This window comes from Streptomyces sp. NPDC056160 (assembly GCF_042268205.1).
In the GTDB taxonomy this organism is placed as follows: Bacteria; Actinomycetota; Actinomycetes; order Streptomycetales; family Streptomycetaceae; genus Streptomyces.
In genome coordinates this window covers 1-15,100 of sequence record NZ_JBHJUW010000174.1, presented here as the reverse complement: position 1 = coordinate 15,100, position 15,100 = coordinate 1, and the positions used below count along the sequence as shown (strand labels likewise).

At 72.5% G+C, this 15,100-nt stretch carries 12 protein-coding genes and 4 pseudogenes; 10 read left to right on the top strand and 6 right to left on the bottom strand.

Annotated features, from left to right (window positions below; genetic code table 11):
• Window positions 1-196, bottom strand: a pseudogene (locus tag ACFC02_RS37455) (IS256 family transposase); the annotation flags it as partial.
• A 31-nt stretch (window positions 197-227) separates the two neighbouring features.
• Window positions 228-425, bottom strand: a complete 198-nt coding sequence (locus tag ACFC02_RS37450) for a hypothetical protein (protein WP_376366764.1) — start codon at window positions 423-425, stop codon at window positions 228-230.
• Here ACFC02_RS37450 and ACFC02_RS37445 point away from each other — a divergent pair.
• Together ACFC02_RS37445 and ACFC02_RS37440 are read left to right on the top strand one after the other, a co-directional pair.
• Window positions 412-639, top strand: a pseudogene (locus tag ACFC02_RS37445) (NADP-dependent oxidoreductase); the annotation flags it as partial. The gene ACFC02_RS37450 and the pseudogene ACFC02_RS37445 overlap by 14 nt on opposite strands.
• 19 nt (window positions 640-658) lie before the next feature.
• The gene (locus ACFC02_RS37440) at window positions 659-973 is read left to right on the top strand and encodes a zinc-binding dehydrogenase (RefSeq protein WP_376366763.1); all 315 of its coding nucleotides are present in this window, start codon (window positions 659-661) and stop codon (window positions 971-973) included.
• Window positions 974-1,054: 81 nt separating this feature from the next.
• Here the strand turns inward: ACFC02_RS37440 and ACFC02_RS37435 are convergent, their stop codons facing one another.
• Window positions 1,055-1,537: a LuxR C-terminal-related transcriptional regulator gene (locus ACFC02_RS37435; RefSeq protein ID WP_376366762.1), complete on the bottom strand. Its 483-nt coding sequence runs from the start codon at window positions 1,535-1,537 to the stop codon at window positions 1,055-1,057.
• 214 nt (window positions 1,538-1,751) lie between these two features.
• Here ACFC02_RS37435 and ACFC02_RS37430 point away from each other — a divergent pair, with 214 nt between their 5' ends.
• Both ACFC02_RS37430 and ACFC02_RS37425 read left to right on the top strand, forming a co-directional pair.
• Window positions 1,752-2,981: a hypothetical protein gene (locus ACFC02_RS37430; RefSeq protein ID WP_376366761.1), complete on the top strand. Its 1,230-nt coding sequence runs from the start codon at window positions 1,752-1,754 to the stop codon at window positions 2,979-2,981.
• Between the two features lie 201 nt (window positions 2,982-3,182).
• Entirely contained in the window at window positions 3,183-3,461 is a 279-nt protein-coding gene (locus ACFC02_RS37425) for a hypothetical protein (protein WP_376366760.1), read from the top strand.
• Here ACFC02_RS37425 and ACFC02_RS37420 read toward each other — a convergent pair.
• Window positions 3,429-3,818, bottom strand: a pseudogene (locus ACFC02_RS37420) (ATP-binding protein); the annotation flags it as partial. The gene ACFC02_RS37425 and the pseudogene ACFC02_RS37420 sit on opposite strands and share 33 nt — an antisense overlap.
• 155 nt (window positions 3,819-3,973) lie before the next feature.
• On the opposite strand from ACFC02_RS37420, the pseudogene ACFC02_RS37415 reads away from it, so the two are divergent.
• The 6 genes and pseudogenes from ACFC02_RS37415 to ACFC02_RS37390 form a co-directional block, all read left to right on the top strand.
• Window positions 3,974-4,180, top strand: a pseudogene (locus tag ACFC02_RS37415) (TetR/AcrR family transcriptional regulator); the annotation flags it as partial.
• A 9-nt stretch (window positions 4,181-4,189) separates the two neighbouring features.
• Window positions 4,190-4,591 (top strand): hypothetical protein, encoded by a 402-nt coding sequence (locus tag ACFC02_RS37410; protein ID WP_376366759.1) that lies wholly within the window; start codon window positions 4,190-4,192, stop codon window positions 4,589-4,591.
• A 258-nt stretch (window positions 4,592-4,849) separates the two neighbouring features.
• Window positions 4,850-7,684: an N-acetylmuramoyl-L-alanine amidase gene (locus ACFC02_RS37405; RefSeq protein WP_376366758.1), complete on the top strand. Its 2,835-nt coding sequence runs from the start codon at window positions 4,850-4,852 to the stop codon at window positions 7,682-7,684.
• 176 nt (window positions 7,685-7,860) lie between these two features.
• Window positions 7,861-8,577, top strand: coding sequence for a DUF6333 family protein (locus tag ACFC02_RS37400; RefSeq protein WP_376366757.1), 717 nt, complete (start codon window positions 7,861-7,863; stop codon window positions 8,575-8,577).
• A 194-nt stretch (window positions 8,578-8,771) separates the two neighbouring features.
• Window positions 8,772-11,132 carry an LPXTG cell wall anchor domain-containing protein gene (locus ACFC02_RS37395; protein ID WP_376366756.1) on the top strand — a complete coding sequence of 787 codons (2,361 nt, stop codon included), beginning with the start codon at window positions 8,772-8,774 and terminating at the stop codon, window positions 11,130-11,132.
• A 206-nt stretch (window positions 11,133-11,338) separates the two neighbouring features.
• Entirely contained in the window at window positions 11,339-12,700 is a 1,362-nt protein-coding gene (locus ACFC02_RS37390; RefSeq protein ID WP_376366755.1) for a ricin-type beta-trefoil lectin domain protein, read from the top strand.
• 45 nt (window positions 12,701-12,745) lie between these two features.
• On the opposite strand, the gene ACFC02_RS37385 is transcribed toward ACFC02_RS37390, so the two are convergent.
• Entirely contained in the window at window positions 12,746-14,377 is a 1,632-nt protein-coding gene (locus tag ACFC02_RS37385; protein ID WP_376366754.1) for an MDR family MFS transporter, read from the bottom strand.
• Window positions 14,374-14,868 (bottom strand): MarR family winged helix-turn-helix transcriptional regulator, encoded by a 495-nt coding sequence (locus tag ACFC02_RS37380; protein WP_376366753.1) that lies wholly within the window; start codon window positions 14,866-14,868, stop codon window positions 14,374-14,376. Before ACFC02_RS37380 ends, ACFC02_RS37385 begins: the two co-directional genes overlap by 4 nt.
• Window positions 14,869-15,100 lie beyond the last annotated feature (232 nt).

Genomic DNA, 15,100 nt, shown 5'->3' with positions numbered 1-15,100 from the left:
TCTCGCCCTCCAGGGCGGACTCCAGCACTCGCTTCGTCAGCTGCTGCAGCAGCCCGCCCTCCCCGGTCAGCCGCAGCCCGTCGGAGCGGGCACGGCCGACCAGCATCGCGATCAACTGCTCGTCCGACACCGCCTCCGCGGCCGACTCGACGACCGCCGCCTCCACGGCCTCGTACTCGGTGATGGTCTCGCTCATCAGGCGTCTCCTTGATCATCGGATCCGCCGTCTATTGGACACTCCCGATCGGCGCGGGAACGGTCACCGAGCTGCGCGTCGGCGACCGGGTGATGGCGGTCGTGGTGCCCCACACGTCGACGGGCGGCGCGTGCGCCGAGTACGTTGTGCTGCCGGCCCGCCAGGTCGCCCACGCGCCCGCGGGCACCAGCCACGCCGAGGCGGCGACGCTGCCGATGAACGGTCTCACCGCCCGGCTCACCCTGGACCTCGTCGCCCTCGCCCCGGAGCGGACGGTCGCGGTCACCGGCAGCGCCGGGGCCGTCGGCGGCTACGCGGTCCAGTTGGCCAAGGCCGACGGCCTCACGGTCGTCGCCGTAGCCGCAGCCGACGACGAGGAACTGGTGCGGTCGCTGGGCGCGGACGCGGTGGTGGCGCGGTCGGGCGACATCGGCCGGAACATCCTGAGGGCGGTGCCGAGCGGTGTGGACGGGCTCGTGGACACCGTCGGCGCCGGCGCGAGCGCCTCCCCCTGGCCGTGCGCGAGGGCGGCACGATCGCCAGCAGCGTGGGCGTGGTTCCTCCCGGGAACTGCGGCTGCGCGCCGTCCGCAACCGTACGGCGGTGCTGACCTCCTACCTCGGCGACGTGGCACGGCTGGACAGGCTGCGCACCCAGGCCGAGAAGGGGGAACTCACGCTGCGGGTGGCCCGGACACTGCCCGCGCGGGAGGCCGTCGCAGCGCACCGGATCCTGGAGCGCGGCGGGGTCCGTGGCCGGCTGGTGCTCGAGTTCTGAGCCCGGAGCGCTCCCGGGCGGGGTCGGCTGCGCCGGGCCTCGGCATCATCACCGGATCCACGGATCGCCGCCTCGCCCGCCTCACCGGATCACTCGAACTCCCGGAGCCTCGTCCAATTCCTTCAGAGCGGCCCGGAGAGCGGCCTGTGTCGTGATGCCCAGCTTGGGCAGGACGCGGTACAGGTGCGCGCTGACGATGCCCGGGGAAAGGCGCGTCCGCTCCCCGATCTCCTCGTGCGTCAGGCCGCCGGCGGCCAGTTCGGCGATCCGGCGCTCCTGCCAGGTCAGCTGCACCGGCGGCTGCGCGGAGGTGCGGGGCACGGCCCCGGCGGCCCGCAACTCGGTACGGGCCCGTTCGGCCCAGCCGGCCGCGCCCAGTTGCTCGAACGCCTGCACCGCGGAGGCCAGGTGCTTCCGGGCCGCCGGGCCGCCCCGGGCGCGGCGCACCCGCACTCCGTGGGCCAACCTGATCCGTGCCAGTTCGAACGGATACCGTGCCGCCGCCGCATGGGACTCGGCGCGCGCGTGCATCTCCGCGGCTTCCGCTTCCCCTTCGGCCGTCATCGCCAGCGCCCCGTGGGTCAGCAGGGCGAGGCGGGGTGAGATGCCGGGGAGACCGGCGTCGCGTGCGGCCAGGGCGTGGGCGCGGGCCTGCGCCGTGCGCCCCGTGTGCAGGGCGGCCTCGACGAGGTCGAGCAGGGTCCGCGAAGCCTGGTGGGCGTAGGGCCGGAACGTTCCCGGCGTGGTGATGGTGATGGCGTAGCGGGTACGCGGTCTCGTGGTCGCCGGTGCTCAGGGCGGCCGTGGCACCGGCGGCGTCGGCCGTCTGGGTCAGGAACCCGACGCCGCGGGGACGGGCCCAGCAATCGGTCATCGCCTGCAGTTCCCGCGCCGGTCCTACCTGCCCGCGCAGTGCGGCGAGCTGGGCCAGGTAGCCCTGGGTCTGGTGCGCGAACAACTCATGACGGTGTTCCGCCGCCACGGTCAGGGCGCGTTTCCCCGTGCGTTCGGCCGCGTCCCACTCACCGACCGCCATCTGGTCGAGCATGATCAAATTAAGCATGACCATGCCACTGGCCACGGCGCCCGTCTCCAGTTCGCGCGCCACGATGCGTTGCAGGTGGGGCCGGACCGGGCTGAGGACGTCCAGGTGGTAGGCGGAGACGGCCAGACGCGTGACGTCCCAGGGCTCCTGGTCCAGGAGGTCCGCCATGGCCCGCTCCACCGGCCCGGCCCAGCCGGCACCGTGCCGGACCACGTCGCTCCAGGTGCTGCCGTATATCGGCGATCGCCCGGTGAGCAGACCGTCCAGGGACGCGAGGAGTTCGAGCGTGTCCTGCCAGGCGGTACGGTCCCCGGCGTACTGGCTGACGGCGAGCAGGAGTGCCACCAGCCGGCCGAGGTCCTCGCCGTGCCGGGGCCGTCCGCTGTCGCGCAGCAGCCTCTCGATCGCCGCCGTGACCTGACGCCGCGTGGAGTGCACGTCGCCGTCCCGGTACAACGCCCGGTAGGCGGAGACCAGGACAGAGGCCGCCGTTCCGTCGGAGCCCGGTGTCCGGGCGGCCCGTACGAGCCTGCGCGCCTGGCCCGTCCGTGCGGCATGCCCGGCGACGTACGCCGCGTCCCCGAATCTCCGCGACCGTTCGACGGGGTCCTCGCTCAGCTCGGCGTCGCGTTTCAGCCAGGCGACGGCCGCGAGCGCGCCGCCGCGCCGGGTGTCCGACTCGGCCGCCGCCTCCAGCACGCCCGCCGCCGCCTCGTCGGGGTCGACGGTGGCCGCGGCCAGATGCGTGGCACGGCGTTCGAGGTCGTCCCGGTGGACCTGCGCCAGAACGGCGTGGGCGGCTCGGCGTTCGTCGGCAGTGGCCGTCCGCACGACACTCGACCGCACGAGCGGATGCCGGAAGGCGACGTCGCCCGTGACGGGATCGCCGACCAGCAGACCGCACGCCACCGCCTCGCCGACGTCGCGCATGCGGTAGCGCGGAGCGGCGGCGGGCACTCCTGAGGGCCCCGTCCCGGCACCGTCGAGGGCGCCCTTCAGCAGTTCGGCCCGTACCCCCTCGCCGAGGGTCGCCACGCGGGCGCCGTACAACGCCTGGAGCCGCCGGGCCGCCGGCGTGCCGGACCGGCCGCCGGGCGGACCGCTCCTCGGGATGCCACCGAAGCGGCCGGTGAGGTGGAGGGGTAGTTCCAGCAGCGACAGCGGATGGCCCTGGGCCTCCTCCAGCACGAACCGGCGGTGCCGCTCGCGCAGGGCGGGGTGGTCGCGACTCAGCAGGCGGGCGGCGTCCTCGTCGGCCAGCGCGCCGACCTCGAACTCCGGCAACCCCCCGGCGCCGAGGCGCGAGTCGGCGTCGGCGCGGACAGCCGCCAGCAGCTTCACCCGGCCGTCGGCCGGCCGGCCCCTCAGGAAGGAGCAGACCGCGGCGCTCGGCTCGTCCAGCCATTGGCCGTCGTCGAGCACCAGGAGCAGCGGCCGCTGTGAGGCGGCGTGCGACAGCAGGTCGGACGCCGCGACGCCGAGCGCCCCGACCGAGGGCGGGGTACCCCGCCCCGCAACGAAAACGGTGTCGAGGACCGCGCGGGATTCTGGCTCCAGCCCCGCGGTTTCGGGAAGCAGCGGCTGGAGGAGCTGATGCAGTCCCGCGAAGGGCAGCCCGGCCTCCGCTTCCGTCCCCACGGCCTGGAGCACGGTGTGGCCCGCGTCGGCCGCCTGCCGGGCCGCGTGGCCGAGCAGGGCGCTCTTGCCGACCTCTGCCTCGCCGCTGAGGACGAGTGCCCGCGCCGCGGTGTCCTTCACGAACGCGGACAACCGGGCCTGTTCGCCCTGCCGACCGACCATCGTCCTGACTGCCACCGCGCGCCCCGATCCCTTCACCACCGGCCCTCACGTGGGCGAGGGAAGCGGCCACCGCGGATGCTTGCTCTCAGGGCTCGCGGTGGCCGCCACAGTCAGTCAACTACCCGGTTAGTTGATTACAGCCCGGACCGGCAGAGCTGTCAAGTAAACGGTTAGTTAGGAGCTGCGCTACGCTGCCGGGATGCAGCGCGACGCCTAAAGCCACCAAACGACGACTCCTCGCGGCCGGCCGGACGGAGTTCGCCGCCCACGGCCTGAACGGCGCCCGTGTCGACCGCATCGCAGCTGCCGCCCAGGCCAACAAGGCGCAGATCTACCACTACTTCAAGAACAAGGCCGGACTGTTCGACGCGGTGTGGCAGGGCCTGGTCGAGCAGATCATCGAGGGTCTCCCACTCGACGTGCACGATCTGTCCGGGTTCGCCGTCCACCTGAGCGACATCTACGCCGAGTACCCGGAACTGCCGCGCCTGGTCACCTGGCAGCTCCTCCAGCACGGCGGTGAGCCGGCCGGCGCCTACTCGGTGGAGAGCGTCCGGTCACGGATCGACGCCATCGCCGGGGCGCAGGCCGACGGGGTCGTCTCCGGCCGCTTCGAGGCCCGCGTGCTGTTCATGCTGCTGATCCACGTCGCGATGCTGTGGAACATGGCCAGCCCCGACGTGCTGGCGGCCGTGGAGCTCACCGACCCCGGACAGCGCCGCGAGATCATCCGGTCCGCGGCGGCCGCACTGCTGGAGGACGGCCGGTACTGACGCCGGTTCCCGGCGCGCTGCCGTATCCCCGCGGCGGCCCTCCCGGCTGCGGAGCCGCCACCCGGGGGTCGCGGTTCCTCCGGCCAGGGCATCTGCCCGGCCCGGCATCGAGGGGTTATCTGGCGATTGCGCCCCCCTTCTCCTGGCGGACTCCGCCCCGGTGCCGGGAACGTGATCGTCGTTGGTAGCGTCCACCCCGTTGAAGTGTGAACTGCAACGACCTCATGTTGCACATCCAGCACTGATCAGGGGTGGAATTTGAGCGCGGACCATCGCAGAGGCCGCAAGAAGACAAGACTGCTCGCCTACGCCGCGGCGTCGGCCATCGCCGTGGCCGCCACGGCCGGCTCGCTGGCCGTGGCATCGCCCGGAACCGGAGGGCCCGGCGGTGCAGAAGCCGCCCGTCTCGGTGCCCGGTTGCAGGCGGAGTTCGAGAAGGCCGCCCAGGAGTTCGACGTCCCGCTGAGCGTGCTGATGGCGGTCTCGTACCGGCAGACGCTGTGGGAGGACCACGACGGGCTGCCGAGCACCACGGGCGCGTACAACGTCATGGGGCTGACGGACGTCGACCCCGGCAGCCTCCAGGACGACACCGCCTCGCGCGAGCAGCAGCTGGACCGCATGAACCGCAGCGGTGACCCGGCCGTGGAGAAGCACTTCGACCCGGCGAAGGCGCTCAAGGGCGCCGGCAAGCAGGCCGTCGACACGAGTGACCCGCGGCTGCACACGCTGAACGAGGCGGCCGGCCTCATCGGCGTCCCCGCGCAGAAGGTGCGCGGCGACGCCCGGCAGAGCATCCGGGCCGGTGCCGCCCTGCTCGCCAAGTACCAGAAGGACGCCACCGGTTCGCTGCCGAAGGACGCCGGCGCGTGGTACCCGGCCGTGGCCCGGGCCAGCCAGGCGACGGACACCAAGGGCGCGCAGCTCTTCGCGAACCGCGTCTACGACTCGATCCGCACCGGTGAGCAGCGCGTCACCGCGGGCGGCGAGCACGTCACGCTCGCGGCCGACCCGGCGGTCGAGCCCGCGCGGCAGGCGGACCTCAAGCTCGCCAAGGCGACCGTCGCCACGGTCGCCACCGCGGCGACCCCCGACTGCCCGTCGACCCTGAAGTGCGACTTCAAGCCGGCCGCGTACCAGCAGAACAGCGGCCCGGACGACTGGGGCAACTACAACATCGCCAACCGCCCGGTGGCCGGCGGCGAGATCAACTCCATCGTCATCCACGACACCGAGGGCAGTTACGACGCCTCGCTGAACGTCTTCCAGAACCCGGCCTCGTACGCCAGCACCAACTACATCGTCCGCGCCTCCGACGGCCAGGTCACCCAGGTCGTCGAGAACAAGAACGAGGCGTGGCACGCGGGCAACAAGAGTGTCAACATGCACTCGATCGGGGTCGAGCACGAGGGCTATGCGATCAAGAAGGGCAGCTGGTACACCGAGCCGGAGTACGAGTCCTCCGCGACCCTGGTGAAGTACCTGGCCGCCAAGTACGGCATCCCGCTGGACCGTGAGCACATCATCGGTCACGACGAGGTGCCGGGCGTCCTGGACGCCAACGTGAAGACGCAGCACTGGGACCCGGGCCCGTTCTGGGACTGGAACCACTACATGCAGCTGCTGGGCGCACCGACCGGCGCGAGCGGTGCGGGCGGCCTGTACAAGGCCGGCCAGGTGATCCGGGTCGTGCCGCCGTTCACCACGGCGAACCAGCCGACGGTCACCAACGGCGGCGCCGCGGTCGACAAGCAGCCGGCGAACTTCGGCTACCTGTACACCCAGCCGTCCACCAGCTCGCCGACCCTGTCCGACGCCTACCTGGGCAGCCAGACCGCCACCGAGGGCCCGAACTGGGCCAACAAGGTGGTGGCCGGCGGCGAGTACGTCGTCGCGGAGGCCCAGCGGGACTGGACCGCGATCTGGTACGGCGGGCAGAAGGCCTGGTTCTACAACCAGGGCGGCCAGTTCGCCACCGCGGTCGGCACACCGGACACGGTCGTGCCGAAGGCGGGCGCCGCGTCGGTCCCCGTGTACGGGCGCACGTACCCGAAGGACACGGACTACGCCGGCACCGGCGTCTCGGTCCAGAACCAGAACAGCGCCTCGCTGACCAAGTACAGCGTCCCGGCGGGGCAGAAGTACGTGCTGGCCGGTGCGGCCGTGAAGGGCTCGTACTACAACAGCGGTCTGATCGACGGCACCGGCACCGGGTCGCGCGTGATGGTCGTGGGCAGCAACATCTTCTACCCGATCCGCTACAACCACCGGCTCGCCTGGGTGCGCGCCGAGGACGTGGACGTGGTCAAGGGCACGGCTCCCGACCCGGCCACCGACCGCAACAACGTCCTCGGCCGCGACGCCTCGGGTGTGCTGTGGCAGTACCAGGGCAGCGGCAGCACCTCCGGTCCGTTCCTGCTGCGCTACCGCGTGGGCGGCGGCTGGGACACGTACGACGCGATGACGCCGATGACGGCGCTGCGCGCGGACGGCACCGGTGACATGGTCGCCCGCGACAAGAGCGGGGTGCTGTGGTTCTACAAGGGCAGCGGGAAGCCGTCGGCGCCGTTCCTGGCGCGCACCAAGGTCGGTTCGGGCTGGAGCACCTACAACTCCCTGACCGGCGCCGGGGACCTCACCGGTGACGGCAAGGCGGACCTGATCGGCCGGGACGGCTCGGGCGTGCTGTGGCTCTACCAGGGCACCGGCGACGCCTCCGCGCCGTTCGCCGCCCGGACCCGTGTCGGCCCCGGCTGGGACACGTACAACAACCTGACCGCCGTGGGTGACGTGACCGGTGACGGCAAGGCGGACCTGATCGCCCGGGACGGCTCGGGCGTGCTGTGGCTCTACCAGGGCACCGGCAACGCCTCCGCGCCCTACGCCACCAAGACCCGTGTCGGCCCCGGCTGGAACACGTACAACGTGCTGGTCGGACCGGGTGACCTGGACAAGGACGGCAAGCCCGACCTCGTCGCCCGGGACAGCTCGGGCGGGCTCTGGTTCTACAAGGGCCAGGCGAGCGCCACCGCGCCGTTCGCCGCCAAGTCCAGCGTCGGCGGCGGGTGGAACACCTACAACACCATCCTCTGACGCCCGCCGCCGAAACGGCTGAACGGCGACACACCTGACCGTCCGGCCGCGGCGCCGCGGCCGCCCCGTACTCCGGGGCGTGCCGTGGCGGCGCGGGCGGACGTGTGTCGTCCCGAGGACCGGCCGCGCCCCCGGCCGGCCAGGTGGGCGGGGACCGGACCGCTACGGTGGCCCCCATGACCGACAACAGCTTCTGGGACAGCTCTCCGGACGAGGCGGTGGCGCGGCACGGGGAGTTCCGCCTGACCGTCGTCCATCCCCCGCACCCCGGCCCCGAGGGGCGGCTCGCCGCTCATGACCCGGTGCGGGCACGGGAGTTCGCCGCCGCGTTCGGCACGGTCGACGCGGTCCTGGAGGACCTCGGCACCGTCCCCGCCACCGACGGGATCCCCCTGTGGACGCGCACGGACCTCGACCTGGTCCGGGTCGGCTGCTGGGGCGGGGTGACCGAGATCCGCGACGCCGCGCTCGCCAACACCTCCGGGACGTTCCCCGTGGACGAGCAGGCGGACGCGCTCGCCCGGCTCTTCCCCGGTGCGGTCGTCGTCGCATCGGCGGTCGTCGACCACAACTCACCCTACGGCGCATGGAAGTTCGTCCACCCCGGCGGCGTGAACGTCTTCGCGGCGGGCTGGGGCGGTCAGGGGGACTGGACCGTGCTCGGGGATCCGGCGGCGGTCGTCGCGGCCTTCGGCATCGACCCCGCACACCTCGCCGAGAAGGGCGTCGACACCGGCGCCGAGCCGGGCGCCCTCGACTGGTCCGGACTGGCCCGCCTGGCGCTCGCCCGCGTCGCCCCGCTCGACCGGCGCGGCCTCTTGGCGTCCGTCCTCCGGGTCCGGCACACCGAGGAGGCCACCGGGGACATGGAGGAGACCTGGATCGAGTCGTGAGGACCACGTGACGAAGCCGGGAAAGTGTCGTATTGACGGGGACATGCTCCGCGAGCCGCCGGGCGCCGCCCTCCCGTCGCCCCTACAGTGAGCCCCCGGCGGCGCGTCCACACCACGGATTCGGAACCCCCCGCACGCGCCGCGCACCATCAACTCTCCTGGAGAGTACGGGGGTTCCCAGGGGGAGACACCACATGAACCGGACAGCCGGAGCGCCGCCCGCGCCACGCACGTGGCTGCGCGCGACGCTGGCCCTGGCCGCCGCGACCGCCGTCACCTGGGGCGGCCTGCCGGGCCTGCAGGGCGAGGCGTACGCGGCGAAGCGGCCCAACGTGAAGACGCAGCGGTGCGACGAGAAGTGGCTCGGCCGCACGTTCCCGACCACACCGCCGAACTCGGGGCCGCCCGACACGCTGCCGTACGACGCCTGGCCGAGCGACGAGAACTACACCTACGACAACCCGGCGAAGGCGTACGACGGCCTGCCCGCGCCGACGCAGGAGCAGCGGGACAAGGCGGGCACCAACTACCGTTCCTGGCAGCGCAAGTTCAAGAAGAGCGGGAACCCGGCAGACCGGGCCATGGAGATCTACGCCCGTTACAACAAGCAGTACGGCGCGTCGACGGGTTACAAGGACTTCCAGCGGTTCCTGGACGTGCGCTACGTCGGCGCGCACGGCAACCCGGCCCGGGGCGACGCCTTCGAGGCGCGGATGGTCAAGAAGTACAACATGGTCGGCCCGGACTGGTGGTGCCAGGACGTCCTGGACTACACCGACCCGGAGACCGGCGAGAAGCGCTACCGCGTGGTCGACGCCCGCAACCGGCCGCGCGACCACAACGTGGAGATGAAATCCAACGGCGAGGTCCGCAAGGACCAGATCGACGCGGACCGGCAACTCGCCAAGGAGCGCCCCAAGTCGACATACCGGTACCTGACCGGGGCGCGCACCGAGAGGCCCACGAAGGACGCGATCAAGCAGTTCGACGACGACCTGAAGAAGCAGCGCGGCACGAACCGCACCCAGGCGGGCGTCTACGAGCGCCGCTCGAACGCGATCGAGCGCACCGGCAAGCCGACCGTCTACACCCGCTACGACAAGCGCTTCAACGCCGACCCGCTCAAGTCCGGCATGCGCGGGCCGCTGTTCGACCAGGCGCTGCGCTCGGGCAAGACCCCGCAGGAGGCGTACAGCATCCAGCGCAGGTACCAGCAGAGCAACACCGGCGGCTACTTCAACCGGGGGCCCGGCGGCATCGACTTCTCCACGCTGGAGATGAATTTCGTCGGCAAGCCCGTCAAGGGCCAGGGGCTGCGCTACTCCCTGAAGGCCGACTACGCGACCGACCCCGACAGCAAGCCCGGCTGGGGCGGCGAGGCCAGACTCACCCTCGCCTCCGACGCGTTCTTCACCTGGCTGGCGCTGACCCCGGACAAGTTCTGGGTCAACCTCAACCCGGTGCGTCCGGACCTGATCCTGGACAAGGAGTTCGCGAAGACGGACGCGGGCCGGGTGCTGCTGGAGTCGGACCTGACCCTCAAGCACGACTACGCGGACGCGATGAACCCGGACAAGTCCGAGCGGGGCGAACGCTTCTGGCGGGCCGTGCCGCACACGGAGAGCGGCCAGCCGTGCCTGCCGGTGATCCGGCAGTGGATCACACCGAAGACCGCGCAGGTGCGTGAGCAGGACGGCGGCATCTACATCCTGGACGCGCCGCTGAAGGTCAACATGGAGGTGCCCACCGGTCCGGACGTGCCCGCGGGCTCCTGCCACCTGACCGAGGCACAGACCAAGCAGGCCGAGGCGCTGGTCAGGTCGGTGATCCGGCCGGAGCTGGAGCGGCGCGTCAACCACGACGCCGCCTACGCCGATCTGCGCCGCGTGTACTCCTCCCGGGTCGCCGCCGAGTACGTCCGCCGCCAGGACGCGATCTCCCCGACCGACTACCACAACATCATCAACAGCAACGACGTGCAGCGGTGGCCGCTGCGGGGCGAGAACAAGAACTGGGACAAGAAGACCGTCTACGACAAGTACGTGTACTCGTTCGAGTACGGTGACTACAAGTTCGAGCGGACCTACGACGGCAAGGTGTGGATCCTGTCGATGGGCGGCGTGGACTTCTCCAAGGCGCCCCGCCGCAACATCAGCCGCACCCAGTTCACCACCCAGCACCCCGGTCTGGACACCACCACCAGGACGTCGCAGCAGGCCGAGGTGACCTACCGGGACAGCGACAAGGTCTACCTGGGAGGCGCCACCGACGAGGACACCCCGGCACCGACCCCCACTCCGACCCCGACACCCACCCACGAGCCGACCCCGTCGCCCACGCACGGCGGAGGCGGACCGGCCCCCACGCCGCACCCGTCCCACGCGCCGGGCGGCAGCGGCGCCACCCCGCCCGCGGACCACACCCCGGACGGCGGCCTGGCCCACACGGGCTCGGACACCCCCGTCGGGCCGATCGCCGGCATCGCGGCCGTCCTCGCCGTGGCCGGCGCGGCCCTGGTGTGGTGGATGCGCCGCCGGAGGAACCCCGCCGGGTGACGCACCCCGGACGTCCTCGGTGAACGACACGGCAGCCGCTCAGGTGAACCTGGGCGGCTGCCGCGTCCGTTACCGGTGTGCGGGGTCCCTGTCCGGCCACCTGCCGCCCGTCCCGGGCCGCGCGGGATCGCGCCCCGCTCCTGGTCCGACGACTCGTGCGGCGCCGGATCTGCACAGGCCGGCCGCGCGCCCCGAAAGGAACACCCATGAAGTCCCCGCACCCGTCACCGCCGGAGCGTGAGGTCCCCCGGGGCGTTCCCGTGGCCGCGCCGTCCGGCGGCCCGGCACCGGATGCCGCGTCCAGCCGTACCGCAGGCCTGCCCTCCGGGGCCGGACATGACCGGCGGGCGGCGGAGACCGGCCCGGTCACGGGCGGCGGTCTGCCCAAGCGCCGCAAGGGAGCGCTCGCGGGCAAGTTCGGGAGCGGACCCCAAGGCGGCGCCACAGGCACCGTGCCGCCCGCCGATGAAGGGGACGGCGCCGTGGAAGGCGGGGACGCCCGGCCGGGCCAGGCGGGTGAGCGGGTCACCGTGCCCCGCCTGACACAGTTCTCGTCCTTGGGTCCGCGCCGCGGGTCCACCGCCCGGGGTACTGCCTCCTCCGTCGGCCCCGGGGCGCCCCGGGCCGCCGGACCCGGCCGGGACGGCGCCGGCGGTGCGCCGCGCGAGCACGGCAGGGCGGGCGGGTCCGGGTCCGGGGCCGGCGGAACGTCAGCCCCGGCGGGCGCGGGCCGGGGCGCGTCCGTACGGTCGCTGCTCGGCGGAAGGCGCCGGGTGCTGCTGATCGCCGCCGCCGTCGCGGGCGTGGCCCTGATCACCGGGGCCGTGGCCGGGCTGAGCGGCTCGGACGGCGACGCCTCGGCGCGTTCCACGACAGGCACGGTCTACGGCCCGGGCAACCGCCCGGACGTCGAGGATCTCCTGCCCGACCCGGCCGCGAGCGCCTCCGGGTCCGCGGCACCCGGCGGGCCGTCCAGGAGCACGGCGCCCGCCTCGCCGGGGACGGCGAAGACGGACGCGTCACCGGGCGCGGGCGGCACCGGTGCGGCGAAGGACGGCGGTGACCCCGTTCAGGCGCCCGGCGGCACGGCCGCCGGACCCGCCCCGTCCGGTGGCACCGCGGCCGGTTCCCCGGCCGGTGGTTCCGGTGGCGGACCGGGGGGCGGGTCCGGGGCCGTGGCGCCGGGCGTGCGCGTGCGCAGTCACGCGGTCATGAGCCGTTGCATCGACGTGGCGGGCGGCCGGGGGAAGGACGGGTCCCCCCTGGAGATCCGGGACTGCTCGGGTGCGGCCTCGCAGAGGTGGACGTTCGCCTCGGACGGGACGGTGCGGGCGATGGGCCTGTGCATGGACGCCGCCGGTGCCCAGACTTCCGACGGGACGACGGTCCAGCTCGCGAACTGCAACGGCGGGCCGGCCCAGCGGTTCCGGCTGAACATCCGGCACGACCTGGTCAGCCGGTTGGCCGGCAAGTGTGTGGACATCCGGGACAACCAGACGGCCGACGGCAGCCGCCTCCAGTTGTGGTCCTGTGCCGGTACCCCCAACCAGAAGTGGTCCAGCGGCTGACACCCGGTACGCCGCCGGCTGCGGCTTTGGCCGGCGGCGTACCGGCTACTCGCCGCTTTCCTCGCCGGCCCCGGCGCCCCGGGCGGCCTCGGCCGCCTGTGCCAGGCCGCTGGAGGCGCGCAGCGGGACCTCCTTGATGAAGAGGGTCACCAGGAAGGCGAGCAGGGCGACCGGCGCGACGTACAGGAAGATGTCGCCGATGCCGTGCCCGTAGGCGCTCTCCAGCCAGGTGCGGACCGGCTCGGGCAGCAGGTGCAGGTCGGGCAGGCTGCCGCTCGCCGAGGCCCTGGCGGCCGTTGCCTGGTCCCGCGGGCTGAGGCCGCCGATGGTCTCGCGGGCGTAGTGGCTGATCCGCGACGTCATGACGGAGCCGAGGACCGAGACGCCGACCGCACCGCCGAGGGACCGGAAGAAGGTCACCACGGAGGACGCGGCGCCCAGGTCGCCGGGGGTCACCTGGTTCTGGGTGCACAGCACGAGGTTCTGGAGGGTCATGCCGACGCCGAGGCCCATCAGGGCCATGCACGACGCGATCTGCCAGTACGGGGTGTCGTGGCGGAGCATGCCCAGCAGGGCGAGGCCCGCGGTCAGCAGGACGCCGCCGGACAGCAGCCAGCCCTTCCACTTGCCGGTGGTGGTGATGACGCGTCCGGAGACCGTGGAGGAGACGAACAGGCCGCCGATGAACGGGATGGTCATGATGCCCGACCGCGTCGGGGAGTCGCCGCGGGCGAGCTGGAAGTACTGGCTGAAGAAGACGGTGCCCGCGAAGAGCGCGATGCCGACGAACAGGGAGGCGACCGAGGCCAGGCTGATGGTGCGGTTGCGGAACAGGCGCAGCGGGATGATCGGTTCGGCCGCCCTGGTCTCGACGAACAGGAAGACCAGCGTCAGCAGGACCGAGCCGCCGACCAGGGCGGCGGTCTGCCAGGACGCCCAGGCGTACTTGTCGTCGGCGAAGGTGACCCAGATGAGCAGCAGGCAGACGGCCGCGGTGACGAAGAACGCACCGGCCCAGTCGACCTTGGCCTGGCGCTTGACCAGCGGCAGGTTCAGCGTCTTCTGGAGCACGAACAGCGCTATGACGGCGAAGGGGATGCCGATGAAGAGGCACCAGCGCCAGCCGAGCCAGCTGGTGTCGGTGATGACGCCGCCGAGCAGCGGGCCGCCGACGGTGGCGACGGCGAAGGTCGCCCCCAGGTAACCGGAGTAGCGGCCGCGCTCGCGCGGGGAGATCATCGCGGCCAGGACGACCTGTGCCAGCGCGGACAGCCCGCCGCCGCCCAGGCCCTGGATGACACGGGCCGTGATCAGGGTGGCGGGGTCCTGTGCCAGACCGGCCACCAGGGAGCCGGCGATGTAGACGACGAGCGCGGCCTGGACGAGGATCTTCTTGCTGAACAGGTCGGCGAGTTTGCCCCACAACGGCGTGGACGCCGTGACCGCGAGGAGCGAGGCCGTGACGACCCAGGTGTAGGCGCTCTGGCCGCCGCCCAGGTCGCCGATGATCCGGGGCAGGGCGTTGGTGACGACGGTGGAGGACAGGATGGCGGCGAACAGTCCGAGCAGCAGGCCGGACAGGGCCTCCATGATCTGCCGGTGGGACATGTGCACGGCGGTGGCGTCCTCGCCGGGGCCGGGATGGGCCCGGACACCGTCGGGTGTGGTGGTGGTCATGGACTTCCTTCGTCTGTGTGGTGGTCCGGGGGCGCGGAGGGGGCGGCGGGCGCTGCCGGTTCGCAGGCGCCGCCGAAGCTCGCCCGCAGGCGTGCCATGAGCCGGATCAGCCGGCCGACCTCGTCGTCGGTCCAGTCACCCAGCCGGTCGGCCAGCAGCCGTGCGGTCCGTTCGGACAGCTCGTCGAGCTGGTCCCGGCCCTCGGGTGTCAGGCGCAGGATGCGCGAGCGCCGGTCCGCGGGGTCCTCTGACCGGTCGATCCAGCCCTGCACGGTCATGTGTGCGACCTGGCGGCTGATGACCGACATGTCCACGGCCGTCAACTCTGCGAGCTTGCCCATACGTATGTCGCCGTGCCGGCTCAGCAGCGCCAGCACGGCGGCGGACGCGCTGGAGCAGCCTTCCGGCAGGATGCGCCCCAGCTCCCGCTTGACCGCCCCGAAGGCGCTGAACTGGCGGACCAGCTCCTCGTACTGAGCCTTGTCGGCCACGTCGGCCTCCCATGTCATTGCTTCAAGCAACCATATTTGTTTGGTTGCCGCAGGCAAACAGATTCCCGGGTTTGTGGTGCAAAGTCTCTACAAAAACACATATCTATCGAGCACACATGTGTGTCTGGGTGCCCGTCTCGCGTCTCAGTGGCAACCACGCGTCCCGGCGACGTATGCCCGCCTCGCGGTCCCGGGAACGAGGCCGGCCGGCACCCGACCAGTGGTCGGGCGC